We start from the raw sequence: 26,046 nt of genomic DNA on the forward strand, positions 1-26,046 counted from the left end.
ACCGGAACGGCCTTCTTCCTTGCCCGGACTACGGACGTGTCGCCGCAGCCCCCACCGGCTCGGCGAAGTGGCTGCGCAGGGCGGCGATCACCCGGCGCACCTTCTCCGGGATCTCCCGCTGCGGGGTGATGGCGTGGATCTCCATGGGTGGCACCCGAAAGCCCGGCAGCAATTCCAGCAGGCGGCCCGAGGCGAGATCGTCGGCGATCTCCCCCTCCGGCTGCAGCGACACCCCCTGCCCCGCCAGAGTGAACTGGCGCAGCGGCAGCACGTTGTTGCAGACCACCCGCGGCTTGGGCTTGACCCTGTGCCCCTGCCCCTTCTCGTCGAAGAAGGTCAGGCCGCCGCTCAGCATATCGGCGGCCAGCCAGTCGTGATCCAGCAGCGCCTCCGGGCTGCGCGGGGTGCCCTTGCGCGCCAGATAGGCGGGCGAGGCGCACAGCAACATCCGGGTCTGGCCCAGCTTGCGCGCCACCAGGGTGGAGTCCGAGAGCGTGCCGACCCGCAGCGCCACGTCGATGCGCTCGGCAATGAGATCCCGCTTCTCGTCGTCGGCGATGATCTGGATGCACAGGCCGGGGTGGGCCTGCAGCAGCGGCGAGAGCGCCCGCGCCAGCGGCTGGCCGGCCATCCCCACCGGGGCTGTGATCCGAACTTCACCGAGCAGGCTGTCACGCACCTCCGAGAGGCGCAGCTCGGTCTGGTTGAGGGTCTGCTGCAGGGACTGGCACCCTTGCCACACCACCTCCCCCGCCTCGGTCAGGTTGAGGCGGCGGGTGGAGCGGTGCAGCAGGGTGAGGCCGAGCAGGCTCTCCAGCTGGCTGATATGCTGACTGACGGCGGAGGGTGTCATGCCGAGGGCCTTGGCGGCGCCGGTCATACTGCCCGCCTCGACCACGGCGGCGAAGATGGCGTAACGCTTGAGCTGTTCCATTATTAAATCCAGCTTATAAGTGAATGCAATTTACAACGGATTATTAAATCACATTCGGGGGCGTAGGATAGCCCCATTCCAACAGTGAAGGAGAATCTCCCATGAAAATTGCCCTGATCGGTGCCAGCGGTTTTGTCGGTACAGCCATCCTCAACGAAGCCGTCAGCCGCGGCCATCACATCACCGCCATCGTGCGTGACGTGAGCAAGGTCGCCGCCCACCCGCAGGTCACCGCCGTGGCGGTGGATGCCCAGGACAGCCAGGCGCTGGCCAAGGTGCTCAAGGGGCACGATCGGGTGATCAGCGCCTACAACCCGGGCTGGACCGCCCCGGACATCTACGACCAGTACCTCAAGGGGGCCAGCGCCATCGTGGCCGCCGCCGTCGCGGCCAACAGCTGGCTGCTGGTGGTCGGCGGTGCCGGCAGTCTGGAAATTGCCCCCGGCGTGCAACTGGTGGATACCCCGGAATTCCCGGCCGAGTGGAAACAGGGGGCCCTGGCCGCCCGCGACGGCCTCACTGCCCTGCGCCGTGAAACCACCCTCGACTGGCGTTTCGTCTCCCCGCCCGTGTTCCTGGAACCCGGCGAGAAGCGCGGCGGCTACCGGCTCGGTGCCGATCAGGTGCTGTTCAGCGGTGAACAACCGGCCGGGATCACGGTCGGCGATCTGGCCGACGGCGTGCTCAACGAAGCGGAAAAACCGGCCCACCTGCGCCAGCGCTTCACCCTGGGTTACTGAGCCTGAGCCAGGCACCACACCGGGCCGCAGCGCCCGTTACACAAAGGGAGGCATCAGCCTCCCTTTTTGCATCTCTGTATTTGGGCATCTCTACATTTTGCGCATCTCTGTGCTGCCAGCGATGATCGCCTCTTTTGGGCTCAAATCGCGCTCACATTGCGCTCAAGCCGGCACATATCGGGTCAGGCCAACATGGGTGCCAAGTGCGCCGCTATATTGCCATTATCGCCGCTCAATCGGCAGCCACCCGGATGGGTGGCGAATTCTATTTCGATTTTTGTATATAACTAAGAATAATTTGTTGTTTCCGTCTTATAACTCCGAACAGTAGCATCTCCCTCAATCCAAATGGCGCCATCCCTGGCAACAGGGCGGTGGCCGGTTTATCGGTCAGGGCGTCGTCGTTTTCATGTCAGGTGTGCGGGTAGCATCTCGCCCCTGGCCAGTGAGGAGGTGCACATGGAACATTCACCACTGCCGATCATCGATCTCGCCGCGCTCGACGGCGCCCCCGAGACCCGTCGCCAGATGCTGGCCACCCTTGGCCTGGCGGCCCGCGAGGTGGGCTTTTTCTATCTGATCGGCCATGGCCTGAGCGAGCAAGAACAGCAGGAAACCCTGGCGCTGGCGGCCCGTTTCTTCGCCCTGCCGCAGCAGGAGAAGCTGGCGGTGCAGATGGTGCACTCCCCCCACTTTCGCGGCTACAACCAGGTGGGGGCCGAGCTCACCCGGGCGCGGCCGGATCTGCGCGAGCAGTTCGACATCATGAACGAAGAGGTCGCCCTCGATGCCGCCAGCCTGCAGCATCCCTGGCAGCGGCTCATCGGCCCCAACCAGTGGCCGACCGCCCTGCCCGGCATGCAGGCACAGCTGCTGGCGTGGCAGGATAGGTTGAGCGCCATCACCCTCACCCTGCTGGCCGCCTTCGCCGAGGTGCTGGCGCAGCCGGCCGGGGTGTTTGACGACAGTATTCGCGGGGCGCCCCATCAGCACATGAAGCTGATCCACTACCCGGGGCAAGCCGCAGGGGGCAGCGGTCAGGGGGTGGGCGCCCACAAGGATCCCGGCTACCTGACCCTGGTGATGCAGGATCATCACTCCGGGCTCGAGGTGGAGACGGCCGACGGCTGGATCTCGGCGCCGCCCCTGCCGGGTGCCCTGGTGGTCAACATCGGCGAGCTGCTGGAGCTCGCCTCCAACGGCTACCTCAAGGCCACCCTGCACCGGGTGCAGAGCCCGCCACCCGGGGTATCGCGCCTCTCCTGCGCCTTTTTCATGGCGGCGCGGCTGGATGCGACCGTGCCGCTGCTCACCCTCTCCCCCGCGCTGGCAGCGCAGGCACAGGGGCCCGAGAGCGACCCGACCAACCCGCTCTTTTATCAGGTGGGGGAGAACGTACTCAAAGGGAGGCTGCGCTCCCACCCGGATGTGGCGGCCCGCCACTATGGCGTCGCCCCGCCGTCCGCCAATGCGCAGACCAGCAGCGAACAGACGGCAAAGCGCGATCGGCGCGAGCCACAACTCGCCTGACGCTGCCATACCTAATAGACGAGGGGCGCCACGGCGCCCTTCAGATGACACAAGCAGTTGGGCCACAGCCTGGCAATGACGGAGCAATACAATGAAATTCAAAACCATGAGCGTGCACAGCGGCCAGCGGATCGATCCCCAGACCGGCGCCCTCACCACCCCGCTCTACCAGAGCAGCACCTTCAGCTACTTCAACGCCCAGGCGGGCAAGGAGCGCTTCGCCGGTCAGGCCCCCGGCTTCATCTACAGCCGCTTTGGCAACCCCACCACCGCCGAGCTGGAGCAAAAACTGGCGGCACTGGAAGGGGCCGACGAAGCGCTGGTGGTAGCGAGCGGCATGGCGGCGGTGAGCGCCATCATGTATGCCCTGGCCGACAGCGGTGATGAAGTGGCCTATATCGGCCCGCTCTATGGCGGCACCGATGCCTTCCTCAAGCAGACCTTCAGCCGCGCCGGCATCAAGGTCACCGCCTACGAGAGCGATCAGGATCTGCTGGCCAACATCCGCCCCGCCACCAAGGTGGTACTGTTCGAAACCCTGACCAACCCCACCCTCAAGGTGGTGGATCCGCGGGTGGTAGTGGAAGCGGCCCGCAAGGTGGGCGCCATTACGGTGTGTGACAACACCTTCCTCACCCCCTACCTGCTGCGCCCGCTGGAGCTTGGCATCGACATCGTCATGCACAGCGGCACCAAGTACCTGGGCGGCCACGGCGACATCATCGCCGGGGTGGTGGCGGGCTCGCACGCGCTGATGAAGTCGATTCGCACCGTGGCCCTCAAGCACATCGGCTCTCCCATCGGCCCGCAGGAGGCCTACCTGCTGCAGCGCGGGGTCAAGACCCTGCCCCTGCGCATGGATGCCCACCTGCACAACGCCCAGAAGGTGGCTGACTTCCTGGCCGCCCACCCGGCGGTGAAAAAGGTGATCTACCCGGGCCTTGCCAACCATCCGGGCCACGATGCCCTCGGCGCCTTCGCCAGCGGCTTTGGCGGCATGGTGAGCATCGAGCTGGAAGGCGGCTTTGCCCGTTGCGCCACCCTGCTCGACAACCTGCAGCTGTTCGTGCAGGCGGTGAGCCTGGGGGATCTCGAGAGTCTCGCCTGCCATCCGGCCAGCACTACCCACGCCGCCATGGACGAGGCGAGCCGCCTCGCCGCCGGGGTCAATGACGATCTCATCCGCTTCAGCATCGGGGTGGAAGACGCCGACGATCTGATTGCCGATCTGGCCACCGCCCTGGCCCTGATCTGACCGTTTGCCTCTTTGAGCGCAAAAAAACAGCCCGCCCCCTGCCAGGGGGCGGGCTGTTTTGCTTGCGGCCGTCGCCCGATAGGGGCAACCCGCTAGGGGGTGACAGAGAGGCGCTGCACCGGCCAGCCCAACGCGGCCAGCTCAGGGGCCAGCGTCTTGGCATCCCCCACCACCAGGATCACCATGTCGTCGGGATCGAGCCAGCGGCGGGCCAGCTCACGCAGGGTAAACGGAGAGAGCCGGCTCACCTGCTGCACCCGCTGCTCCACATAATCCTCCGGCCACCCCTTGAGCAAGATGGGCAGCATGTACTCCATTTCTTGCGGCAACGTTTCGTAATCGAGCGCCTGCCCATTGAGCACCCGATCCCGCAGGGTACGCACCTCCAGCCGGGTCGGCCCCAGCCGCTGATACTTGTCGAGCTCCTGCAGGATCTGCCGCAGGGCCGCCCCGGTCACCCCGCTGCGCACGCTGCTTTGCAGCAGGAAGTGGCCCGCATCGGCGTTGCCGTCGAAGGCGGCGTCGATAAAGTAGGTGTAACCCAGCTCCTCGCGCAGCCGGATGTGCAGCCGCTCGGCGAGGGACACATTCATCAGCCGGGTCAGGTAATGCTCGCCGAAGGCATCTTCCGCCATGGCCCGCCGCCCCACCCGGATCTGGCTGAGCGCCGCCCCGGGATTGTCCAGCAGATAGATGGCCCGTTTCGCCTGCTGGCCGCGCCAGCCGAGGGAGTGCAGGGCCGGCGTCTGACCGGCAGGCTCGACCAGAAAGCCGAGGGCCTTCATCACCCGCTCCTGGGCCAGATCCCCGCTCACCACCACCTGGGCTTCCCCGCTGCGATAGACCGACTGATAAAAGTGGCGCACATCGTCCAGCGTCAGCGCACGCACGCTGGCCAGCAGATCCGGCCGCTTGTGCCCCTCGAGCAGGGCGCCGAACTGCCAGTCCGCCTGCCACTGGGGATCTTGCATCAGCTGTTGCAACCACTGGACATGATCAAAGCGGCTGCGCTCAAAATCGGCTACGCGCATGGCGGGCTGCTGCACCAGCTCCCGCACCAGGGCCAGCGTCTCGTCAAAATGGGAGGTGAGCCCCTCGATCTCGACGTAGCTGCGCCCCTCCCCATGGTTGAAGCGAATACTGGCCCCCAGCTGGCGGGCCCGCTCCTCGATGCTGGCCGCCTGCAGCTGCTCGCTGCCAAGGAAGAGCATGGCATCGGCCAGTGTGGCGACTCCGTCCTTGCCCTCGGGTTCGGCCCGCTCACCGCCCGGCCAGCTAATGCTCATGGCAAAGGCCGGCACCTCGTCGCTGTAGTGGCCGAGCAGAGAGATCCGCTCACCCAGCTTGGCCTGCCACAGGGTCGGCATGGGCACCGGCAAGGCGCCGCCGCTGGCCGGCTCCTGGCGCCGGTCCAGGGTCTCCTTGATGACATGCGGCAGCAAAGAGGGGGTCGGCCGGGCCAGCGGCAAGGGGGGCGGCTCGACAAAGTTGGGGCTGCCCGCCTGCCATTCAGGGTGCTCGGCCGGTACCACGCTCAGCACCACCCTGGGCTTGTTCAGCACATAGCGCGTCAACACCCGTTGCAGATCGGCCGGTGTCACCCGGGCGATGCGCTTGAGGTTGCGGTACTGGAAGTTGGGGTCAGCAAACAGGGTGTGACCGGTGGCCAGCTGCTCCACCTTGCCGGCCACGCTGTCCAGCGGCCAGATCCGCAGGGCCCGCTGGGCATTGACCGAGTGGGCCAGTTGCTCGCGGGAGACGCCATCGCTGGCGAGCTGGCCGACTATCCGGTCGATCTCCGCCTTGATGGGGCCCAGCTCGCCCCTTTTGGCCAGATTGGGCACTGCCTCAATCACCAGCATGCAGGCCAGCACCCCGCACTCCTGTCTGGCCGTCACCGAGACCAGCTGGCCACTTTGCTGCAGTTGTCGCTGCAACAGGCCGCTGGCCGAGCCCCCCAGCTGATCCGCCAGCAGATCGAGAGCCTCGAAGTCGGGCTCGCGGGCGGAGACGGTCGGATAGGCCAGCACCAGCATGGGCTCGCTGACCCGATCCACCAGAGTGCGATAGCGGCTCTTCTTCAGCGTCACCGGACGCACCACCGGGCTTGTCTGGGTTGGTGACGGAGGCAGCGCGGCAAAATAGCGCTCGACCCAGGCCAGGGTCTGAGCCGGCTGAATGTCGCCACCGATCACCAGGGTGGCGTTGTTGGGCCCATACCAGCGCAGGAAGAACTGGCGCACGTCCTCCAGGGTGAGGCGATCCAGGTCAGCCACCCGGCCAAACGGCGTGTTGAAATAAGGGTGATTGGGGGGGTAGAGAGTGCGGTTGAGCACTTCCAGCACCCGGCCGTAGGGGGCAGCATCCACCAGGGTGGCACGCTCGTTCTTGGCGATGTCGCGCTTGGCCTCCAATTTCTGCTGGTAAAGGGTATCGAGCAGAAACCCCATGCGATCCGCCTCCAGCCAGAGCACCTTCTCCAGCTGATTGGCTGGCAACGTCTGGTAATAGCGGGTCTGATCCCGGGAGGTCAAGCCGTTGATGTTGCGCCCGCCCACCTGTTGCAGCAACCGGATATAGCCCTCCTCCCCCACGTGGGCCGAGCCCTGAAACATCATGTGTTCGAACAGATGGGCCAGCCCGGACTGGCCGGGGGCCTCTTCCGGCAGCCCAACCCGGTAGTGGACCGCCACGTGCACCAGGGGATCGGAGTGATCCTGGGTCAGGATCACCGTCAGGCCATTGTCGAGCCGATATTGCTGATAGGGGACGATCAGCGGATCGGCCACTTTTTTCTGCTCCTTGACCAGCACCGGGCCGGCCAAGGCCAAGACACTGAAGAAATAGAGCAAACTCCACACGACTCTCATGTTATTTCCCAATTTTCAAACCTGAACATTATTATTGGCGGTCACTGCGCGTCGTCCATATCCAGCGCGCAACAACAGAAAAATGGCGACAGCACTCTGCTGGCGCCTCGCATTATTGATGACATGAATAATATTTTTGCCGGCAGCAAAGTCTGCCCCGAGGCAGTCAATGCAGCAGCCAAAGGCTGGCAGCCTGCACCCCGGCCGTGGTCGTCAGTGTAATCAATCAAGCCCCGAAGGGATATCAGCAACAGACGTGCTTTTGTAACAAGGTATATATCTGGCCCATCCGTCCGCGCCCTTGAATAGCCTGGACGGCGCTATTTAACCTTGCCGGTTAACAGTGTCGAAAAATATCGTCTGCATGGCGTTTCGCCCGCTGCTGGGAAATAAGCCTGCCGTTATTGAGTCACGAAAAAATAAGCCAAGCGATTAGTCAATATTGATGCCCTTAATAACAAGCGGATGGCAGACGCCTTGCTGGCGCCACTCGCCAGCCCACTCTTTTGGCACTCTCTGCCGGCCTACAAGGGTGACAAAGGCGCAAAAAAACAGGGGGCCGTGGCCCCCTGTTCATGCTGGGTGCAACCGGATCAATCGCGATCCAGCAGGATGTTGAGCATGCGGCGCAGCGGCTCGGCGGCGCCCCACAACAGTTGGTCACCCACGGTGAAGGCGGCCAGGTACTCCGGGCCCATGTTGAGCTTGCGCAGACGACCGACCGGGATGCTGAGGGTGCCGGTAACGGCAGCCGGGGTCAGCTCACGGGCGGTGATGTCGCGATCGTTGGGGATCACCTTGACCCAGTCGTTGTGGGCAGCCAGCAGGGCTTCGATCTCGGCTAGGGGCACATCTTTTTTCAACTTGATGGTGAAGGCCTGGCTGTGGCAGCGCAGGGCCCCGATGCGCACGCACAGACCATCCACCGGAATGGCGGCGTTTTCGATACCCAGGATCTTGTTGGTCTCAGCCTGGCCTTTCCACTCTTCACGGCTCTGGCCGTTGTCGAGCTTGGTGTCGATCCAGGGGATGAGGCCACCGGCCAGCGGCACACCGAAGTTGTCCACCGGCAGGGTGCCGGAGCGGGTCTTCTCGGTGATCTTGCGCTCAATGTCGAGGATGGCGGAGGCGGGATCCGCCAGCTCCACCGCCACTTCATCACGCAGCAGGCCCATCTGGGTGACCAGCTCGCGCATGTGGCGCGCACCACCACCGGAGGCGGCTTGATAGGTGGCCACGCTCACCCACTCCACCAGATCGGCCTTGAACAGGCCACCCAGGGCCAGCAGCATCAGACTGACGGTGCAGTTGCCGCCGACGAAGGTCTTGATGCCGTTGTTCAGGGCATGTTCGATGACGTCGCCGTTGACCGGATCCAGGATGATGACCGCGTCCTTCTCCATGCGCAGGGAGGAGGCGGCATCAATCCAGTAGCCCTGCCAGCCGGCGGCTTTCAGCCGTGGATAGACATCCTTGGTGTAGTCGCCGCCCTGAGCGGTGATGATGACGTCCTGTGCGGCCAGCGCCTCGATGTCGAAGGCATCCTGCAGGGTGCCGGCATCGACGCCGAAATTGGGGGCGGCCTCACCGGCCTGGGAGGTGGTGAAGAAGGTGGGCTGAATGCGGGAAAAATCCTTCTCTTCCTGCATCCGGCTCATCAACACCGAACCCACCATGCCACGCCAACCGACCAAACCTACTTTTTTCATAATGTCCTACCCTGGATAGCTGCTTATAGAAACCGAGTGTGATACCCGTGATCCCTTGTCCGGCGCGGGCCGTTTACAAGCGGTTCACAAAATATGGGTTGCGAAAAATGCGTCTGTCCACATTACGGATTGTGACGGCGGGCGCAAGTCGAATTGCGCAATATTCTGTGCCGTTCGCTGCAATATCCGTCAGCCTGGCCGACCTGCAGGCAGCCGGTTGGCATCCCGCCCCCACTTGGGGCATCATTGAGACCGACCGGCAGCCCCGCTGCCCCTCGGGGACGACCCCGAGGCCTCCTGATACGCAGGGACGACCCTGCTGCCTGCGGAATCTGCCTTATGTCCTGGTTGCTCCTGCTGTTGGCCGGCCTGTTCGAGGTCGCCTGGGCCATCGGCCTCAAATACACCGACGGTTTCAGCCGTCCCCTGCCCACCCTGCTGACCCTGATCGCCATGGGGGTGAGCGTGCTGCTGCTCGCCATGGCGGTCAAACAGTTGCCCCTTGGCACCGCCTACGCGGTCTGGACCGGCATCGGCGCGGTCGGCACCGTGCTGATGGGGATCTGGCTGTTCAACGAACCGGCCACCCTCGCCCGGGTGCTCTGTCTGCTGCTGATCATCGGCGGGATCCTGGGTCTGAAATTCATCGGCTGAGCGGTGACCGACCTCGGTTGAATGGAGAGCAAAACGGGGCATGAGCCCCGTTTTTTGCCTGCCAAACGCGCCGACCCCTGCTATTATCTGCGGCCAAACATGAGCCAATAAAAATCAGGATATCGTGATGACCGACCACACTTTTATTCCCGGCAAGGACGCGGCGCTGGAAGACTCCATCGAACGCTTCCAGACCAAGCTGCAAGCTCTGGGCTTTGATATCGAAGAGGCCTCCTGGCTCAACCCCGTGCCCAATGTCTGGTCCGTGCACATCCGGGACAAGGAGTGCTCCCTCTGTTTCACCAACGGCAAGGGTGCCAGCAAGAAGGCGGCGCTCGCCTCCGCTCTGGGTGAATATTTCGAGCGTCTCTCCACCAACTACTTCTTCGCCGACTTCTATCTGGGCGAGCAGGTCGCCAATGGCGACTTCGTTCACTACCCGAACGAGAAGTGGTTCCCCATCGAGGGGGATCAGCTGCCCACCGGTCTGCTCGACAGCTTCACCCGCAAGTTCTACAACCCGGACGGGGAAGTGACCGCCGACATGCTGGTGGATCTGCAATCCGGCAACGAGGAGCGCGGCATCGTCGCCCTGCCCTTCGAGCGCCAGTCTGATCACCAGACCGTCTACATCCCGATGAACATCATCGGCAACCTGTATGTCTCCAACGGCATGAGCGCCGGCAACACCCGCACCGAGGCCCGCACCCAGGGGCTGTCGGAGGTGTTCGAGCGCCACGTGAAGAACAAGATCATCGCTGAGGCCCTCAGCCTGCCGCTGATCCCGAACGAGGTGATCGCCCGTTACCCCGGCATCAAGGCCTCCATCGATGCGCTGGAAGCCGAAGGCTTCCCCATCTACAGCTTCGACGCCTCCCTTGGCGGTCGCTACCCGGTCATCTGCGTGGTGCTGCTCAACCCGAGCAACGGCACCTGCTTTGCCTCCTTCGGTGCCCACCCGCGCTTCGAAGTAGCGTTCGAGCGCACCGTCACCGAGCTGCTGCAGGGCCGTAGCCTCAAGGATCTGGACGTGTTCGTGCCGCCCTCGTTCGACAACGAGCAGGTGGCGGATCACCACAACCTGGAGACTCACTTCATCGACTCCTCCGGCCTCATCAGCTGGGATCTGTTCAAGCAGGATGCGGACTTCGAGTTTGCCGACTGGGACTTCCGCGGCACCTCGCAGGAGGAGTTCGACCACCTGATCGGCATCTTCCACGAGCTGGAGCAACCGGTCTACATCGCCGACTACGAGCACCTGGGTGTCTACGCCTGCCGTATCCTGGTCCCCGGCATGTCCGACATCTATCCTGCCGAAGACCTGCTGCTGGCCAACAACACCATGGGTGCCCACCTGCGGGAGACCATCCTGGCGCTGCCGGCGCTGGAGTGGGACGCAGAGCAGTACATGGCGCTGTTCGACCAGCTGGATGAAGAGGGTCACGACGAGCGCACCCGGGTGCGCGAGCTGCTCGGCATCGCCGCCGCCAAGGGCACCGCCCTGCACACCCTGCGGGTGGGCGAGTTGAAAGCCATGCTGGCACTGGCCGCCGGCGAACTCGACACGGCGCTCGATCTCATCGACTGGACCATGGAGTTCAACCAGTCGGTGTTCCCGGCCGATCGCGCAAACTACTACCGTGCCCTGCGCGCCTGTGTCGAGCTGTTCCTGGATGAGGATCGCGACCCCGAGCAGTACCGCGCCGTGTTCACCCGCATGTATGGTGAAGAGACATTGGCACAGGCCTGGGCCCACGCCAGCGGTGAAGCGCGCTTCCACGGGTTGGAAGCTGCCGACCTGTCCCTCAGCCAGTTCCCGCTGCATCAGAAGCTGCTGGCAGCCTATGAGAAGCTGCAGAAGGCCAAACGAGCCCATTCATGGGGCTGATGTGGTAGTATGTGAAGGGGCCCTGATGGCCCCTTTTGCTTTATGGTCGCCAGAGAGGCGATTTGTTATTCAAAGATGAAATAAAAAACAAAAAATACCTCTTAGGGGGTTGCCAAGCCGGGGCAGAGAATGCTGGGGAGATGCAAAGATGCCTTGCCAGCACCATTTTTAGGCGATGAAAAATAAATTGTTTAAAATCATTGCATTAAAAAATCAGCATTTATGTTTCAGCTGAAACCTGGTGTAAAGCAACGCTGCCGGAGGACTCAAATTTTTGTAGTAAAATTACATTCACAATCTGCAATTCTTGATCGGAGTCAATTTTGACGATCTGGCCCTTTGTTATGATTTCCACAGGCAAAACATCAGGTACATGAGAATTGAAAGCAGAATCTCCCTTTGATTGTCTCAAGCCAGAAGCCATCGCTGCACTGGCAGAAGATATCACCTATGCCAAGGCCACCAAGCCTGCATACAAGGTCATCCCCCTGGCCATCACCGCAGGCGCTTTCATCGCCATTGCTTTCGTCTTCTTCATCACGGTGACTACCGGTGCCGGCAATGTGGCCTGGGGCCTCAGCAAGCTGGTCGGCGGTCTCTGTTTCGCACTGGGTCTGATCCTCTGCGTGCTGCTCGGTGCCGAGCTGTTCACCTCCACCACCCTGACCCTGGTGGCCAAGGCGGCCAACCGCATCACCTGGGCCCAGCTGTTCAAGAACTGGGGACTGGTCTACTTCGGCAACCTCATCGGCGGTCTCATCATCGTCGGCCTCATCATCATGTCAGCCGAATACATGGCGGCAGATGGTCAGTGGGGTCTGAACGCCCTCAAGGTGGCCCAGCACAAGATCCACCATACCTTCTTCGAGGCCCTTGCCCTCGGTATCCTCTGCAACCTCATGGTGTGTCTCGCCGTGTGGATGGCGTTCGGCGCCCGCAGTGCGACCGACAAGGTGATGGTCATGCTGCTCCCCGTCGCCATGTTCGTGGCCTCCGGTTTTGAGCACAGCATCGCAAACATGTTTATGATCCCGGTCGGTATCGCTATCCATGCGGTAGCAGGCCCGGAATTTTGGCAGGCCATCGGCCAGGACCCGGCGACCTTTGCCGACCTGACCGTATCCAACTTCGTCCTACACAACCTCATTCCCGTCACCATAGGTAATATCATTGGTGGTGGCGTCATGGTTGGTCTGACTTACTGGTTTATCTTCCGTCGTCATCATTAAGGATGATTGCGGGATACTACATCAATACCGTGTGAGGTAATGAAAATGGCAGAACTTAACGAACAGTTCCAAAAAGCATGGGAAGGCTTCGCGGCCGGTGAATGGCAGACCTCTGTCAACACCCGTGACTTCATCCAGAAGAACTACACCCCGTATGAAGGTGACGAGTCCTTCCTGGCTGGCGCGACCGAAGCTACCACCAAGCTGTGGGACAAGGTCATGGAAGGCATCAAGATCGAGAACCGCACCCACGCGCCGGTCGATTTTGATACCGACCTGCCCTCCACCATTACCGCTCACGATGCCGGCTATATCGATCAGAGCCTGGAGCAAATCGTTGGTCTGCAGACCGACAAGCCGCTCAAGCGCGCCATCATCGCCAACGGCGGTATCAAGATGGTCAAGACCTCTTGCGAAGTGTACGGTCGTCAGCTGGACCCGATGGTCGAGAAGATCTTCACCGAGTACCGCAAGACTCACAACCAGGGCGTGTTTGACGTTTACACCAAAGACATCCTGAACTGCCGCAAGTCCGGCGTCATCACCGGTCTGCCGGATGCCTACGGCCGTGGCCGTATCATCGGTGACTACCGTCGTGTTGCCCTGTACGGTATCGACTTCCTGATGGCCGACAAACTGGCCCAGTTCAAGTCCCTGCAGGCTGACCTGGAAAACGGTGTCAACCTGGAAGCCACCATCCGTCTGCGCGAAGAGATCTCCGAGCAGCACCGTGCCTTGGCACAGATGAAGGTGATGGCTGCCAAGTACGGTTGCGATATCTCCGTACCGGCCAAGAACGCCAAAGAAGCCGTCCAGTGGACCTACTTCGCCTACCTGGCGGCAGTCAAGTCCCAGAACGGTGCCGCCATGTCCTTCGGTCGTACCTCCAGCTTCCTGGACGTGTACATCGAGCGTGACCTGAAGAAAGGCCTGATCACCGAGCAAGAAGCCCAGGAGCTGATGGACCACATGGTCATGAAGCTGCGTATGGTTCGCTTCCTGCGTACCCCGGAATACGATTCACTGTTCTCCGGCGACCCGATGTGGGCTACCGAGACCCTGGCTGGTATGGGCGTTGACGGCCGTACCCTGGTCACCAAGAACAGCTTCCGTATGCTGAACACCCTGTACACCATGGGCCCGTCCCCTGAGCCGAACCTGACCATCCTGTGGTCCGAGAAGCTGCCGGTCGGTTTCAAGAAGTACTGCGCCAAGGTATCCATCGAGACCTCTTCCGTTCAGTACGAGAACGACGACCTGATGCGTCCGGACTTCAACAACGATGACTACGCCATCGCTTGCTGTGTGTCCCCGATGATCGTCGGCAAACAGATGCAGTTCTTCGGTGCCCGTGCCAACCTGGCCAAGACCATGCTGTATGCAATCAACGGCGGTATGGACGAGAAGCTCAAGATCCAGGTCGGTCCGAAAACCGAAATGGTCAAGTCCGAGTACCTCGACTACAACGACGTGATGGACAGGCTGGATCACTTCATGGACTGGCTGGCCAAGCAATACGTTGCCGCGCTGAACATCATCCACTACATGCACGACAAGTACAGCTACGAAGCCTCTCTGATGGCGCTGCACGACCGTGACGTATATCGCACCATGGCGTGTGGTATCGCCGGTCTGTCCGTAGCCGCTGACTCCCTGTCTGCCATCAAGTTCGCCAAGGTCAAGCCGGTTCGTGACGAAGATGGCGTTGCCATCGACTTCGAAATCGAAGGTGAGTACCCGCAGTTCGGTAACAACGACGCTCGCGTCGATGACATCGCCTGTGACCTGGTTGAGCGCTTCATGAAGAAGATTCAGAAGCTGAACACCTACCGTGGTGCCGTGGCTACCCAGTCCGTGCTGACCATCACCTCCAACGTGGTGTACGGCAAGAAGACCGGTAACACCCCGGATGGCCGTCGCGCTGGTGCGCCGTTCGGCCCGGGTGCCAACCCGATGCACGGTCGTGACCAGAAGGGTGCCGTTGCTTCCCTGACTTCCGTTGCCAAGCTGCCGTTCGCTTACGCCAAAGATGGTATCTCCTATACCTTCTCCATCGTGCCGAACGCGCTGGGTAAAGACATGGAAGCCCAGAAAGCCAACCTGGCCGGTCTGATGGATGGTTACTTCCACCATGAGTCCAACCTGGAAGGCGGTCAGCACCTGAACGTCAACGTGATGAACCGTGAAATGCTGCTGGACGCCATGGAAAACCCGGAGAAATATCCGCAGTTGACCATCCGCGTATCCGGTTATGCCGTTCGCTTCAACTCTTTGACCAAAGAGCAACAGCAAGACGTCATCACCCGTACCTTCACCGCTTCTCTGTAATAGAGTCTCGGTGAACAAAAACCGGCGCCAAGGCGCCGGTTTTTTTATGCCTGATAGTCAGGGAGCATAGGCCTGAACCGGCCGGCAAGGCTGTTACTCCCCTCCTCTCATCCCACCTTGTTCAGAGCCGCTCTCCTGCCGCCAGGCGGCGGTTGATATCGGCGATAACCGGGGCGATATCGGCCATGGTGTCGATGACGTAGTGTGCCCCCGCCGCCCGCAGTTTGACCTCAGCCGGTGCGCGCCGGGCGGCGATCTCAGCCTCGCTCATAGAGGCATACTCTTCCCAGGTGGCGCCAAACTCGTTGCCGGAGACAGACAGCCCCACCGTCCACATGCCCGCGTTCAACCCTTCGCTGATGCCGGGTACGGCGTCATCCACCTTGATGCAGCGATGCACAGCATTCACTCCCAGCTCAATCACGTTGGCCAGCGCCATCCAGGGACCGGGGCGACCACCGGCGTTGAGGTCATCGGTGGCGACCCAGTGATCCGGCCGATAGCCGTGATCGGCCGCCGCAGGCACCAGCGCCTCCATCACCGGACGGGGGTAGCCGGAGCAGGAGCCAATACGCAGCCCTTGTGCGCGCAGTGCCTCCAGCACCGGCAGCACACCGGGGATGGGAGTGGCGAAGCGGGTCACCGCGGCAACCTGCAGCGGCATAAAGGTGTGATAGAGGTGGTCCACCTCGGCATGGCTCATGGGGTGGCCAAAGCGGGCCTGCCAGCGCACAGCCACCGAGGGCAGACGGCCTAGCGCGGCGATATGGTCCCACTTGCCCAGCCCCATGGGCTGGCGCGCCTCATCCAGGGTCACAGCAAAGTCATAGGCGCGGGCGAAGGCCTCGACGAAGATGGAGGTGGGGGCGAAGGAGCCAAAATCGACGACGGTGCCAGCCCAATCGAGGATCAGCGCCTCCACGTCGGTGGCCGGGTCGATGGCAATTTGCAAGTCAGTCATGGTGATGTTCCTGTTTCGGTGAAAGTGCGATCTCACCAAGGGCGCGATCGAGAATGGTGATGGCGCGCACCAGATCGGCGCGGGCGATATTGAGCGGCGGCGAGAGCTGGATGACGTTGCCCAGGGAGACCTTGAAGCTGAGCCCCAGCTCCAGACAGCGGTAGAGCAGCCGCTCGGCGGCCTGGCTATTGCGGGTGCGACTCTGGTGATCGACCACCAGATCGAGTGCCCAGAGCAAACCGATACCGCGTACCTGCCCGATCAGCGGGTGACGCTCGGCAAGCACCGCAAGCTCTGCCGCCATAAAGCGGCCATCCTCCTGCGCTTTTACCAACAATCCAGCTTCGCGGATTGTCTCTATCGTGGCGAGAGCCGCCGCACAGCCGATGGGGCTCTTCTCGTGGGTGTAGTGGCCGAGCGAAATAGCCGCCGCCTGATTGAAGCGGTCGCGGGTAATGAGCGCGGCAAACGGCACCACCCCGCCCCCCAGTCCCTTGCCCAGACAGATGATGTCTGGCTCGATGCCGAACTCCTCGAAGCTGAACCAGTGGCCGGTGCGGCCCAGCGCGTTGGGGATCTCGTCGACGATCAGCAGCACCTTGTGGCGATCGCAGATCTCCCGCACCCGCTGCCAGTAGGCTTTTGAAGGCACCTGCACATCGGTGTTGCGGATGGGCTCGGCGATAAAGGCGCCGATCCCTCCCTCCTTCTCGATGACGTACTCCAGATAATCGGCGTAATGCAGATCATCCCCCTCCCCGCGATACCAGACGCCGCGATAACGGGTGGGCGGCGGGATGCGCTCCACTCCGGCCATCAAGGGGCCCATACCGGCGCGAAAACAGGCCTCGCCGCCGACCGAGATGGCATCGAGGGAGGCGCCGTGAAAGGCATCCCACAGGGACACCACCTTGCTGTTGCCGGTGATGAAGCGGGCGAGCTTCAGGGCAATCCCCACCACCTCGCTGCCGCCGGGGGCGAACAACACCCGGTTGAGATCGCCTGGGGCCAGTTCGGCCAGAGTGCGGGCGCAGTCGATGGCAACCTGATGGGTGTAGCGGCGTGGCGCGAACGGCAGATCGGCGAGTTGCTGCTGCACCGCGGCCACCACCCTGGGGTGACCGTGGCCCAGCTGATGGACGCTGTTGCCGTGAAAATCGAGGTAACGCTTGCCCGATACGCTGGTCAGCCAACTCCCCTGCGCCCCCTCAAGCAGATCGAGACAGGGGGTGGAGAGCGCCTGATGGAGAAAGTAGCGGCTATCCTCCGCCAAACCGGCCTGTACATCTTCGTTCTGCCCCGCCCACCAGCGTGCTCGCCCCTCGCCGAGGTTGATATCCCCTTCGCTGTCGGCGCGGCCGCTGCCATGCAGCTTATGGTCGTGCTGATCGCAACCGTGAGGCGCTTGGCTCGTCATCGCGCGTCCCCCTGCCAGTAGCAGGCGCTGGCCATGGCGGCGAGCAAGCAGCGCACCCGCGCTGGGGTCACGTCACCGATATTGCCGATACGAAAGCAGTCGGCTTGGGAGACCTTGCCCGGATAGATGACAAAGCCCTGCGCCTTGAGCCGCAGGTAGAAGTCGGCGAAGCGGTAATCAGGATGGGTCGGAGAGTAGAAGGCGGTAATGATGGGGGATTGCCACTGCTCGGGCAGCAACGGCGCAAAGCCAAGGGCGGCCATGCCATCCACCAGGGTGCGCTGATTGTCGCGGTAGCGCCGATGGCGGGCGGCGATCCCCCCCTCTTCATCCAGCTCGCGCAGGGCCTGGGCAAAGGCGAGTACGGTATGGGTGGGCGAGGTAAAGCGCCACTTGCCCCCCTGCTGCTCCATGGTCTGCCACTGGGCATGCAGGTCGAGGGAGACCGAGCGGGCGCGACCGGCGCAGGCCGTGAGCGCCACGCGGCGAGCGATGACGAAGCCAAAGCCCGGCACCCCCTGGATGCACTTGTTGGCGGAGCTGATGAGAAACTCGATGCCAAGGCGGCCCATGTCGATGGGGATACCGCCAAAGCTGCTCATGGCATCGACGATCAAGCGAATGCCGCGGCGCTGGCAGAGCGCAGCCACCTCCTCCAGCGGGTTGAGCATGCCGGTGGTGGTCTCGCAGTGCACCATGGCCAGATGGGTGATCTCGGGGTGGCGCGCCAGCATCGCCTCGATGGCGGCGGGTTCCGGGCGGGTCGTCTCGCCGCAGTCGAGCTCATGGTGGCGCAGGCCAAGACAGCGGGCCATCTCCCCCATGCGGGCACCGTAGGCACCGTTGTTGATGATCAGCAGACACTCATCGACACCTATCGCCGAGCCCAGCACGCTCTCCACCACATAGCTGCCGCTCCCCTGCAGCAGCACGGCGCTGTAGTCGCTTTGATATTCCGGGCCGGTGGCGAGGCGCACCAGATCGCGGCGGATGGGCTCCACCACACCCTGGTTGTAGTCCGCATCCCAGGTGCAGCTGTCTTGCAGCATGGCGGCGCGCACCGTGGCTGTAGTCGAGAGGGGGCCCGGGGTCAGCAGCAGGTAATCGACGGCGGCGGGGGCCGCAGGAATATGGGTCATGACTTCGCTCCTTTTGGTATACACCAGAATGGGCGCATTGTGGGTAACTGCCCCGCCAAGGTCAAAGGGGCGGCGCTACGTGCAACAAAAAATTCATTTTCAGCGCCGGGATCGCGATAATCTAGGAAGCCTGAACCACAGGGCCAACACTGGTATCTACCAATGCATGTTGACGCCGCCGTTTAACGACCGGGCAGATAACCAGCCCTGCGCCCAGCCCATTGCACAACTCATTGCACACTCATTGCATAACTAAGGATTTTCATGAGCAAACCGCAATACCTGCAGATCAAGGATGCCCTCGCCAACCAGATCCTGGCGGGGGGCCTGGCCCCCAACGACAAGCTCCCCTCCGAGCGGCTGCTGGGGGAACTCTATGGCACCACCCGGGTTACCATCCGCGAGGCGCTGGTGCAGCTGGAGGCCAACGGCCTTATCTATCGGGAAGATCGCCGCGGCTGGTTCGTCACCCCGCCGCGTTTCAGCCTCAACCCCAGACGCACCTCCAACTTTCACCAGATAGTGCGGGAGCAAGGGGGCGAGCCGCGCACTGAGCTACTGGAGAAAAGCCGCCAGGCGGTGCCGCCGGCGCTGATGGCACGGCTGCAACTCAAGCCGTTCGACAGCCTGTTTCTGCTCAAGCGGCTGCGCTACGCCAACGGGCGCGCCATCTGCTACTGCGAGAACCACTGCCTGCCCGAGCGGGTACCGGGCCTGCTGGAGCTGGATCTCAACGGCAGCCTGACCGAGATCTATCAGGCCCATTACGATCTCCACTACGCCCGCATGCAGGTGCGTTTCTTCCCCACCGCCCTGCCGGACGAAGTGGCCAAGGCGCTGGGGGCCACCGCCGGTCTGCCCGCCCTGCGCCTCGAGCGACTCAACTTCGATCAGCACGGCCGGGTGCTCGACTTCGATCTGGAGTACTGGCGCCACGACAGTCTGGAGATCGAGGTGGATACCCAGGATTAGGGCACATCAGGAACGGCAAATCGCACACGGCAAAACGTCACGGGGCTGTCACGGTCACGTCATAAAGATCTCCTAGCCTCTCTCTCGACCAATCTGGTTTATACCAAGCCAACTTATATGGAGAAGAGGATGAAACAGGGAACCCATCTGCTGGCCGCCGCCGTGCTGGCTGCCACGACAGCCCCGGCACTGGCCGCCACCGATCTCACCGTCTATACCGCCTTCGAACCGGAGCAGCTCAGCGAGCTGAAAACCGCGTTCGAGCGCCAGCATCCGGATATCAATATCAAGTGGGTGCGTGACTCCACCGGCGTGGTCACCGCCCGCTTGCTGGCAGAAAAAGCCCAGCCCAAAGCGGATGTGGTATGGGGACTGGCGGCTACCAGCCTGATGCAGCTCGATCAGCAGCAGATGCTCAATGCCTATGCACCGAAAGGACTGGATAAGCTCGACAGCCGCTTTCGCGACAGCAAGGCCGAGCCGCACTGGATCGGTCTGGACGCCTTCTTCAGCGCCATCTGCTTCAACAAGGTAGAGGCCCAGAAACAGGGGATCCCGGCGCCGACCAGCTGGGCCGACCTCACCAAGCCCATCTACAAGGGCAAGGTGATCATGCCCAACCCCAGCTCCTCCGGCACCGGTTACCTGAGCGTCGCTGGTTGGCTACAGACCATGGGTGAGCAGCAGGGCTGGCAATTCATGAACGGCCTGCACCAGAACATCGACCGTTACACCCACTCGGGCTCCGCCCCCTGCAAGCTGGCCGCCAGCGGCGAGACGGTGATCGGCATCTCCTTCGACTTCCCGGCCACCAGCCTCAAGGCCAAGGGGGCCCCCATTGAGGTGGTGTTCCCGAAAGAGGGGTCGGGCTGGGATATGGAAGCCGCCGCCATCATCAAGGGCACCCCCAAGCTGGAAGCCGCCAAACAGCTGCTCGACTTTGCCGCCACCGAACAGGCCAACGCCCTCTACAACAAGTCGTTCGCAGTGGTCGCCATTCCGGATGTAGCCAAGCCCAGAGCCGGCTATCCCGCCAACATCAAGGGCCAGATGATCGACAACGACTTTGGCTGGGCCGCCCGCGAGCGCAACACCATCCTGGCCCAGTGGAGTGCCAGCTTCGATGGCAAGACCGAAGCCAAGCAGTAAGCGTGAAGGGCGGCGGTTTGCTCACGCCACACACCGCAGCCAATAAACTGCTTGCCGAAGGCCAACTCAGGTTGGCCTTCGCTTTTTTTGGCATCGCCTCCCCTGTTTGTATCGTCCTCAATGGGCGACACCTAACCCATCCACAAGCGACCAAGCCACTTGCTGATGACCCGTCGTCATCTGACTGTCATCAAGCTGTCATCCCCCGATCACCTGACCGTCACACTTCACCCGCAAACTGGTATATACCAAATCAGTAGCGAGTCGAACCATGACCCAGCCCTATCTGGACATTCAACATCTCAACAAGCAGTTCGGTGCTTTTCAGGCCCTTAAAGGGATCTCTCTGACCATTGAGCCGGGGGAGTTTATCTGCTTTCTCGGCCCCTCCGGCTGCGGTAAAACCACCTTGCTCAGAGCCATCGCCGGGCTGGATCTGCCGGACAGCGGCGAGATCTGGCAAGGGGGGCGCAATATCTCCCGCCTGCCGCCCCAGCAGCGCGACTTTGGCATCGTGTTTCAGTCCTACGCCCTCTTCCCCAACCTGACGGTGGCCCAGAACATCGCCTTCGGCCTTGAGAATCAGGGGCTGGCACGGGATCTCATCAAGGAGCGGGTCGATCACTGGCTGGGGTTGGTGGATCTCACTGCCCAATCCCACAAATACCCGAGCCAGATCTCCGGCGGCCAGCAGCAGCGGGTGGCGCTGGCCCGGGCACTGGCCCTCTCCCCCGGCCTGTTGCTGCTGGACGAACCGCTCAGCGCGCTGGATGCGCTGGTTCGCACCCACCTTCGCAGCGAGATCCGCGCCCTGCAGCAGCGCCTTGGCATTACCACCATCATGGTGACCCACGATCAGGAAGAGGCGCTGACCATGGCCGATCGCATCGTGGTGATGGAGGGCGGCCGCATCGTGCAGGTGGGCACCCCGCAGGCGATCTACCACCAGCCTGCCAGCCGTTTCGTGGCAAGCTTTGTCGGCACCATGAACTTTCTCGATGCCCTGGTGCTCGGCCCCAATCAGGTGCGCCTCAACGAGCAGCCGCTGCAACTCACCAACCGGGCCGCCGCCGGCAGCAAATTGCAGGTGGCGATCCGCCCCGAGGCGATCACCCTGAGTGCGCCGAGCGAACCGTATCTTGGGCAACATGGCATTGAAGCTACCATCGATCAGGTGGAGTTTCTCGGCGCCGCCCAGCGCCTTATCTGCACCGCCGACACCTATCTGGGCCCGCAGCAGATCCTGGTGGAGCGCCCGACCCATGAGCTGCCCCGCCACGAACAAGGGGGCTGGCGCAGCGGCATGCGCTGCTCGCTGCACTGGCCCGCCGGGGCGATGCAGCTGTTTGAAGGAGAGCACCCATGACAGCCCCCCTTGCGACCTCCTCCCTGCTGCCGCCCGCGACAGCCCGCCAAGACGCCCGCTGGCAGCGGCTTTGTCGCGGCTGGAGCCGGGATCAGCTGCTGCAACTGTTCCTGCTTGCGCTCGGCATCGCCCTGCTCACCGGCGGTCTGCTGCTGCCGCTGCTCACCATGCTGCAAAAGAGCCTGCAGGATGAGAGCGGCCTCTGGGTGGGGCTTGCCAACTTCAGTGCCTACTTCGACTCCCCTCATCTGGGGCGCACCATCGGCAACACCCTCTGGCTCGGGGTGCTGATCACCGCGCTGGTGGTGACCATCGCCTTTGGCTACGCCTATGCCCTCACCCGCACCTGCATGCCGGGCAAGGGCCTGTTTCGCCTCATCGGCCTTATTCCGCTGTTGATGCCCTCCCTGCTGCCCGCCATCAGCCTGGTCTACTGGTTTGGCAATCAGGGGATCGCCAAGGGGCTGCTCGGCGGCGAGAGCATCTACGGCCCCATCGGCATCGTTATCGGTCTGGGCTTCTGGTGTTTTCCCCACGCCCTGATGATCCTGATCACGGCGCTGGGTCAGAGCGATGCCCGCCTCTATGAAGCCTCCCGGGTGCTCGGCAGCAGCGGCTGGCGCACCTTTGTCACCGTCACCCTGCCCACCGCCCGTTATGGCCTGCTCAGCGCCGCCATCGCTGTCTTCACCCTCACCATCTGCGACTTCGGGGTGGCCAAGGTGATTGGCGGCCAGTACAGCGTGCTGGCCACCGACATCTACCGGCAGGTGATCGGGATGCAGAACTTCTCCCTCGGCGCCGTGGCCAGCGTCACCCTGCTGCTGCCGGCGCTGTTGAGCTTTGCGCTGGAGCACAGGGTGCGCAGCAAGATGCAGGAGCAGAGCAGCTCCAAGGCGGTGCCCTATCGCACCACCCCCCATCGGCTGCGAGATCTGCTGGCGCTCGGCTGGTGTTCGCTGTGGGCTTTGCTGTTTCTGGCACTGGTCGGGATGGCGGTTTACGGCTCCCTGGTGCAGTTCTGGCCCTACAACCTCGGGCTGACGCTCGATCACTACGCCTTTGACAGCAACAGCGTCTATGGCTGGCAGCCCTTTACCAACACCTTGCAGCTGGGCCTCTATACCGCGCTTATCGGCACAATGCTGGTGATGGTACTGGCCTGGGCACAGGAGAAGGGGCGCCACTTCCCATGGCTTCGCCAGTTGCTACATCTGCTCGCCATGCTCTCGCTAGCGGTACCCGGCATGGTGCTGGGGCTGGGTTACATCTTCTTTTTCAACGGCAATCCGCTCTTTGGCACTCTCTATGGCACTCTGCCGCTGATGGTGCTCTCCTGCGTCATCCACTACTACACCGTGGGTCATATGACGGCGCTGACCAGCCTCAAGCAGTTGCCCAAGGAGCTGGAGCTGGTGGCCATCTCATTGCGCATTCCACTCTGGAAGGCGTTCTGGCGAGTCACCCTGCCCGCCTCCCTGCCAGCGCTGCTTGAGATCTTCATCTATCTGTTCGTCAACGCCATGACCACCACCTCGGCGGTGATCTTCCTCTATTCGAGCGACAGCGTGCTCGCCTCCATCGCCGTGCTCAACATGGAGGATTCCGGCGATACCGCCGCGGCCGCCGCCATGGCCACCCTGATCCTGCTGGCCGCCGCCACCATCAAGCTGCTCCAGCTCTTTTTGAGCCGCGCCCTGCTGGATCGCACCCAGCGCTGGCGCCACCCATAACCTTGTCGAGGAGTCATCATGCCCACTCTCCCCTTCTGGCTGGCCGAAGCGCTCGCCGCCGAACAACCCGTGCCGCCCACGCCCCTTCACGGCCACCACGAGGCCGATATCTGCATCGTCGGTGGCGGCTTTACCGGGCTCTGGAGCGCCATCGCCCTTAAACAGGCCGAGCCTGGCTTGCGTATCCTGGTGCTGGAGAAAGATCGCTGCGGCAGCGGCGCCTCCGGGCGAAACGGCGGCTGCCTGCTCACCTGGTCGGCCAAATACCTGACGTTAAAGCGCCTGTTTGGCGAAGAGCAGGCCGCCTGGCTGGTGCAAAGATCCGAGCAGGCGGTGCACGAGATCGCCCGTTTCTGCGAAGCGCACCAGATAGAGACGGAGCTGAGGGTCGAGGGTACCTGCTACACCGCCACCAGCGAGGCGCAGCGCGGCCTGATGGAGCCGGTATTGCAGGCGCTACAGCGAGCCGACCTTAACCAGTGGCAGGCGATTGAAGAGGGTGAACTGGCGAGCCAGAGCGGCTCCCACGTTCATCTGGAGGGGCTCTACAGCCCCCACGCCGGTTCGGTGCAACCGGCACTGCTGGTGCGCGGCCTGCTGCGGGTAGCGCGAGAACTGGGGGTCGAGGTCTATGAGCACTCCCCCATGCAGCGCCTCGAAGGGGGCCAGCCTGCCCGGGTGCAAACGCCGCAAGGTGAGGTGCGTGCCCGCAAGGTGGTGCTGGCCCTCAACAGCGCCATGGCGCAGCACTTTCGCGAGTTTCACCGCACTATCGTGCTGGTCTCCTCCGATATGGTGATAACCGACCCCGCACCGGATGCCCTTGCCGCCCAGCAGCTTGCGCACGGCCGCTCCGTGGTGGATGGCCGCACCTTTGTCCACTACTACCGCTCGACCCCACAAGGGCGGCTGATGCTGGGCAAGGGGGGCAACACCTTCGCCTTTGCCAACCGCCATCTGGCCGAGTTCGATGCGCCCAGCCGTTATCTTGCCCCCCTCACCCGCACCCTGCGCCGCTTCTTTCCGGCACTCAAAGAGGTGCCCATCGCCGCCAGCTGGTGCGGCGCCTCCGACCGCTCGGTAGATGGCCTCCCCTTCTTCGGCCACTGGCGAGGGCAGCCCAATATCGTCTATGGCCTCGGCTACTCCGGCAACGGCGTGGCCCAGAGCTGGATCGGTGGTCAGATCCTTGCGGCTTTGGTGCGCGATGAAATGCGGGAGGAGGACAAGCCGTGGCGCGACTGCGCACTGGTCAGCGGCCCGCGCGGCTATTTTCCGCCCGAGCCGTTTCGCTGGCTGGGCGCCATGGTGGTGCGCAATGCCATCCGGCGCAAGGAGCGAGCAGAAGATGAGAACCGCCCGGTGGCCTGGTATGACAAACAGCTGGCCAAACTGGCCGATGCGGCGGGCAAGGCAGACAAATAGGCGCCTTCGTCCAGCGCTTCGGAAAGCACCAAAAAACCGAAGGGGCAGGAGAGTGATGACTCCCCTGCCCCTTCGCAGTTGGTACGGCTCTCGGCTGGCCCGAAAGACAGCCCTGGCGTTAGCTGGCCCAGGTGATGATATGGTCGGCCCAATCGCCGGCATCCACCTCGTGCACCACCTTGCCGCGCACCGACTGACCGGCCTGGTGCATGGCGCTGCGGCTGCCGGTGATAAGCGGATGCCACTCTGGCAGGCTCTGCCCCTCCGCCAGCAGGCGATAGGCACAGGTAGAGGGCAGCCAGTCATATTCGGCAATCTTGTCGTGGGTGATCTGCAGGCAGTCCGGCTCTTTCTTAAAGCGGTTGCCGTAGTCGGAGCACTGGCAGGTCTTGGTATTGAGCAGGTTGCAGGCCACGTTGGTGAACACCAGCTCCTCGGTGTCCTCGTCGATCAGCTTGTTCAGGCAGCACTTGCCGCAGCCGTCGCACAGGGACTCCCACTCCGTCATGGTCATCTGTTGCAGGCTTTTTACCTGCCAAAAGGGGGCGTTCTGCACGGGTTCACTCTGCTGCATAAAAATTGGCTCACTCAATACACTGACAAGCGCGTGGTTATACGCCCTATGGCCCGATTTTTCAAGGTTGGTGGAAGAACCTTGCTCGCCTACTCACTAAATAACTGATCCCAATAGTGCTACACCTTCGCTGTGCCATAGCCATTCCCCGGGAAAGGAGACACGGTATCCAT

Annotated in this window: 19 protein-coding genes; 12 read left to right on the plus strand and 7 right to left on the minus strand. The window is 62.6% G+C overall.

Annotated elements, in window-relative coordinates; translation table 11 throughout:
* Window positions 1-28: 28 nt before the first annotated feature.
* Window positions 29-934 carry a LysR family transcriptional regulator gene (locus OKB87_RS20670; protein ID WP_011705820.1) on the minus strand — a complete coding sequence of 302 codons (906 nt, stop codon included), beginning with the start codon at window positions 932-934 and terminating at the stop codon, window positions 29-31.
* 101 nt (window positions 935-1,035) lie between these two features.
* On the opposite strand from OKB87_RS20670, the gene OKB87_RS20675 reads away from it, so the two are divergent.
* From OKB87_RS20675 to OKB87_RS20685, 3 genes are all read left to right on the plus strand, one after another.
* Window positions 1,036-1,674, plus strand: a complete 639-nt coding sequence (locus OKB87_RS20675; protein WP_270828413.1) for an NAD(P)-dependent oxidoreductase — start codon at window positions 1,036-1,038, stop codon at window positions 1,672-1,674.
* 459 nt (window positions 1,675-2,133) lie between these two features.
* Complete coding sequence (locus tag OKB87_RS20680) at window positions 2,134-3,204, plus strand: isopenicillin N synthase family dioxygenase (protein ID WP_270828414.1); 1,071 nt, start codon at window positions 2,134-2,136, stop codon at window positions 3,202-3,204.
* 91 nt (window positions 3,205-3,295) lie between these two features.
* On the plus strand, window positions 3,296-4,459 hold the full coding sequence (locus tag OKB87_RS20685; RefSeq protein WP_270828415.1) for a trans-sulfuration enzyme family protein: 1,164 nt from the start codon (window positions 3,296-3,298) through the stop codon (window positions 4,457-4,459).
* A 92-nt stretch (window positions 4,460-4,551) separates the two neighbouring features.
* On the opposite strand, the gene OKB87_RS20690 is transcribed toward OKB87_RS20685, so the two are convergent.
* Both OKB87_RS20690 and asd read right to left on the minus strand, forming a co-directional pair.
* Window positions 4,552-7,329, minus strand: a complete 2,778-nt coding sequence (locus OKB87_RS20690) for a M16 family metallopeptidase (RefSeq protein ID WP_270828416.1) — start codon at window positions 7,327-7,329, stop codon at window positions 4,552-4,554.
* Window positions 7,330-7,922: 593 nt separating this feature from the next.
* Entirely contained in the window at window positions 7,923-9,038 is a 1,116-nt protein-coding gene (gene asd / locus OKB87_RS20695) for an aspartate-semialdehyde dehydrogenase (protein WP_270828417.1), read from the minus strand.
* 339 nt (window positions 9,039-9,377) lie between these two features.
* Here asd and sugE point away from each other — a divergent pair, with 339 nt between their 5' ends.
* The 4 genes from sugE to pflB all read left to right on the plus strand — a co-directional run bounded on the left by sugE (window position 9,378) and on the right by pflB (window position 15,137).
* Complete coding sequence (sugE, locus tag OKB87_RS20700; protein ID WP_011705814.1) at window positions 9,378-9,692, plus strand: quaternary ammonium compound efflux SMR transporter SugE; 315 nt, start codon at window positions 9,378-9,380, stop codon at window positions 9,690-9,692.
* A gap of 127 nt (window positions 9,693-9,819) precedes the next feature.
* Window positions 9,820-11,580: a 30S ribosomal protein S12 methylthiotransferase accessory factor YcaO gene (gene ycaO, locus OKB87_RS20705; protein ID WP_270828418.1), complete on the plus strand. Its 1,761-nt coding sequence runs from the start codon at window positions 9,820-9,822 to the stop codon at window positions 11,578-11,580.
* A 380-nt stretch (window positions 11,581-11,960) separates the two neighbouring features.
* Entirely contained in the window at window positions 11,961-12,809 is an 849-nt protein-coding gene (gene focA, locus OKB87_RS20710) for a formate transporter FocA (protein ID WP_011705812.1), read from the plus strand.
* Between the two features lie 45 nt (window positions 12,810-12,854).
* Complete coding sequence (gene pflB, locus OKB87_RS20715) at window positions 12,855-15,137, plus strand: formate C-acetyltransferase (RefSeq protein WP_016350517.1); 2,283 nt, start codon at window positions 12,855-12,857, stop codon at window positions 15,135-15,137.
* 121 nt (window positions 15,138-15,258) lie between these two features.
* On the opposite strand, the gene phnX is transcribed toward pflB, so the two are convergent.
* From phnX to phnW, 3 genes are read right to left on the minus strand one after another with little or no spacing between them, the layout of a single operon-like run.
* On the minus strand, window positions 15,259-16,098 hold the full coding sequence (gene phnX / locus OKB87_RS20720) for a phosphonoacetaldehyde hydrolase (RefSeq protein WP_270828419.1): 840 nt from the start codon (window positions 16,096-16,098) through the stop codon (window positions 15,259-15,261).
* Complete coding sequence (locus tag OKB87_RS20725; RefSeq protein WP_270828420.1) at window positions 16,091-17,515, minus strand: aspartate aminotransferase family protein; 1,425 nt, start codon at window positions 17,513-17,515, stop codon at window positions 16,091-16,093. The genes phnX and OKB87_RS20725 overlap by 8 nt, the downstream gene beginning before the upstream one ends.
* Complete coding sequence (gene phnW, locus OKB87_RS20730) at window positions 17,512-18,654, minus strand: 2-aminoethylphosphonate--pyruvate transaminase (protein WP_270828421.1); 1,143 nt, start codon at window positions 18,652-18,654, stop codon at window positions 17,512-17,514. Before phnW ends, OKB87_RS20725 begins: the two co-directional genes overlap by 4 nt.
* Before the next feature lie 264 nt (window positions 18,655-18,918).
* Here phnW and phnR point away from each other — a divergent pair, with 264 nt between their 5' ends.
* The 5 genes from phnR to OKB87_RS20755 all read left to right on the plus strand — a co-directional run bounded on the left by phnR (window position 18,919) and on the right by OKB87_RS20755 (window position 25,299).
* Entirely contained in the window at window positions 18,919-19,626 is a 708-nt protein-coding gene (gene phnR, locus OKB87_RS20735; protein ID WP_026141379.1) for a phosphonate utilization transcriptional regulator PhnR, read from the plus strand.
* A 129-nt stretch (window positions 19,627-19,755) separates the two neighbouring features.
* Window positions 19,756-20,775 (plus strand): putative 2-aminoethylphosphonate ABC transporter substrate-binding protein, encoded by a 1,020-nt coding sequence (locus tag OKB87_RS20740; RefSeq protein ID WP_270828422.1) that lies wholly within the window; start codon window positions 19,756-19,758, stop codon window positions 20,773-20,775.
* Between the two features lie 271 nt (window positions 20,776-21,046).
* Entirely contained in the window at window positions 21,047-22,141 is a 1,095-nt protein-coding gene (locus OKB87_RS20745) for a putative 2-aminoethylphosphonate ABC transporter ATP-binding protein (protein WP_270828423.1), read from the plus strand.
* The gene (locus tag OKB87_RS20750; RefSeq protein WP_270828424.1) at window positions 22,138-23,874 is read left to right on the plus strand and encodes a putative 2-aminoethylphosphonate ABC transporter permease subunit; all 1,737 of its coding nucleotides are present in this window, start codon (window positions 22,138-22,140) and stop codon (window positions 23,872-23,874) included. Before OKB87_RS20745 ends, OKB87_RS20750 begins: the two co-directional genes overlap by 4 nt.
* An 18-nt stretch (window positions 23,875-23,892) precedes the next feature.
* Window positions 23,893-25,299: an FAD-dependent oxidoreductase gene (locus OKB87_RS20755; protein WP_270828425.1), complete on the plus strand. Its 1,407-nt coding sequence runs from the start codon at window positions 23,893-23,895 to the stop codon at window positions 25,297-25,299.
* A gap of 118 nt (window positions 25,300-25,417) precedes the next feature.
* Here the strand turns inward: OKB87_RS20755 and OKB87_RS20760 are convergent, their stop codons facing one another.
* Window positions 25,418-25,873 carry a YcgN family cysteine cluster protein gene (locus OKB87_RS20760; RefSeq protein ID WP_270828426.1) on the minus strand — a complete coding sequence of 152 codons (456 nt, stop codon included), beginning with the start codon at window positions 25,871-25,873 and terminating at the stop codon, window positions 25,418-25,420.
* Window positions 25,874-26,046 lie beyond the last annotated feature (173 nt).

The organism is Aeromonas sp. Y318-1, assembly GCF_027706125.1.
Classification (GTDB): Bacteria; Pseudomonadota; Gammaproteobacteria; order Enterobacterales; family Aeromonadaceae; genus Aeromonas; species Aeromonas hydrophila.

Excerpts from the sequence above, each read along its gene's own strand:
- OKB87_RS20760 (WP_270828426.1), bottom strand. The coding sequence starts at position 25,873 with ATGCAGCAGAGTGAACCCGTGCAGAACGCCCCCTTTTGGCAGGTAAAA.
- OKB87_RS20740 (WP_270828422.1), top strand. The coding sequence starts at position 19,756 with ATGAAACAGGGAACCCATCTGCTGGCCGCCGCCGTGCTGGCTGCCACG.
- phnW (WP_270828421.1), bottom strand. The coding sequence starts at position 18,654 with ATGACCCATATTCCTGCGGCCCCCGCCGCCGTCGATTACCTGCTGCTG.
- OKB87_RS20755 (WP_270828425.1), top strand. The coding sequence starts at position 23,893 with ATGCCCACTCTCCCCTTCTGGCTGGCCGAAGCGCTCGCCGCCGAACAA.
- pflB (WP_016350517.1), top strand. The coding sequence starts at position 12,855 with ATGGCAGAACTTAACGAACAGTTCCAAAAAGCATGGGAAGGCTTCGCG.
- OKB87_RS20685 (WP_270828415.1), top strand. The coding sequence starts at position 3,296 with ATGAAATTCAAAACCATGAGCGTGCACAGCGGCCAGCGGATCGATCCC.
- sugE (WP_011705814.1), top strand. The coding sequence starts at position 9,378 with ATGTCCTGGTTGCTCCTGCTGTTGGCCGGCCTGTTCGAGGTCGCCTGG.
- phnR (WP_026141379.1), top strand. The coding sequence starts at position 18,919 with ATGAGCAAACCGCAATACCTGCAGATCAAGGATGCCCTCGCCAACCAG.
- OKB87_RS20745 (WP_270828423.1), top strand. The coding sequence starts at position 21,047 with ATGACCCAGCCCTATCTGGACATTCAACATCTCAACAAGCAGTTCGGT.
- asd (WP_270828417.1), bottom strand. The coding sequence starts at position 9,038 with ATGAAAAAAGTAGGTTTGGTCGGTTGGCGTGGCATGGTGGGTTCGGTG.
- OKB87_RS20750 (WP_270828424.1), top strand. The coding sequence starts at position 22,138 with ATGACAGCCCCCCTTGCGACCTCCTCCCTGCTGCCGCCCGCGACAGCC.
- ycaO (WP_270828418.1), top strand. The coding sequence starts at position 9,820 with ATGACCGACCACACTTTTATTCCCGGCAAGGACGCGGCGCTGGAAGAC.
- phnX (WP_270828419.1), bottom strand. The coding sequence starts at position 16,098 with ATGACTGACTTGCAAATTGCCATCGACCCGGCCACCGACGTGGAGGCG.
- OKB87_RS20675 (WP_270828413.1), top strand. The coding sequence starts at position 1,036 with ATGAAAATTGCCCTGATCGGTGCCAGCGGTTTTGTCGGTACAGCCATC.
- OKB87_RS20670 (WP_011705820.1), bottom strand. The coding sequence starts at position 934 with ATGGAACAGCTCAAGCGTTACGCCATCTTCGCCGCCGTGGTCGAGGCG.
- OKB87_RS20725 (WP_270828420.1), bottom strand. The coding sequence starts at position 17,515 with ATGACGAGCCAAGCGCCTCACGGTTGCGATCAGCACGACCATAAGCTG.
- OKB87_RS20690 (WP_270828416.1), bottom strand. The coding sequence starts at position 7,329 with ATGAGAGTCGTGTGGAGTTTGCTCTATTTCTTCAGTGTCTTGGCCTTG.
- OKB87_RS20680 (WP_270828414.1), top strand. The coding sequence starts at position 2,134 with ATGGAACATTCACCACTGCCGATCATCGATCTCGCCGCGCTCGACGGC.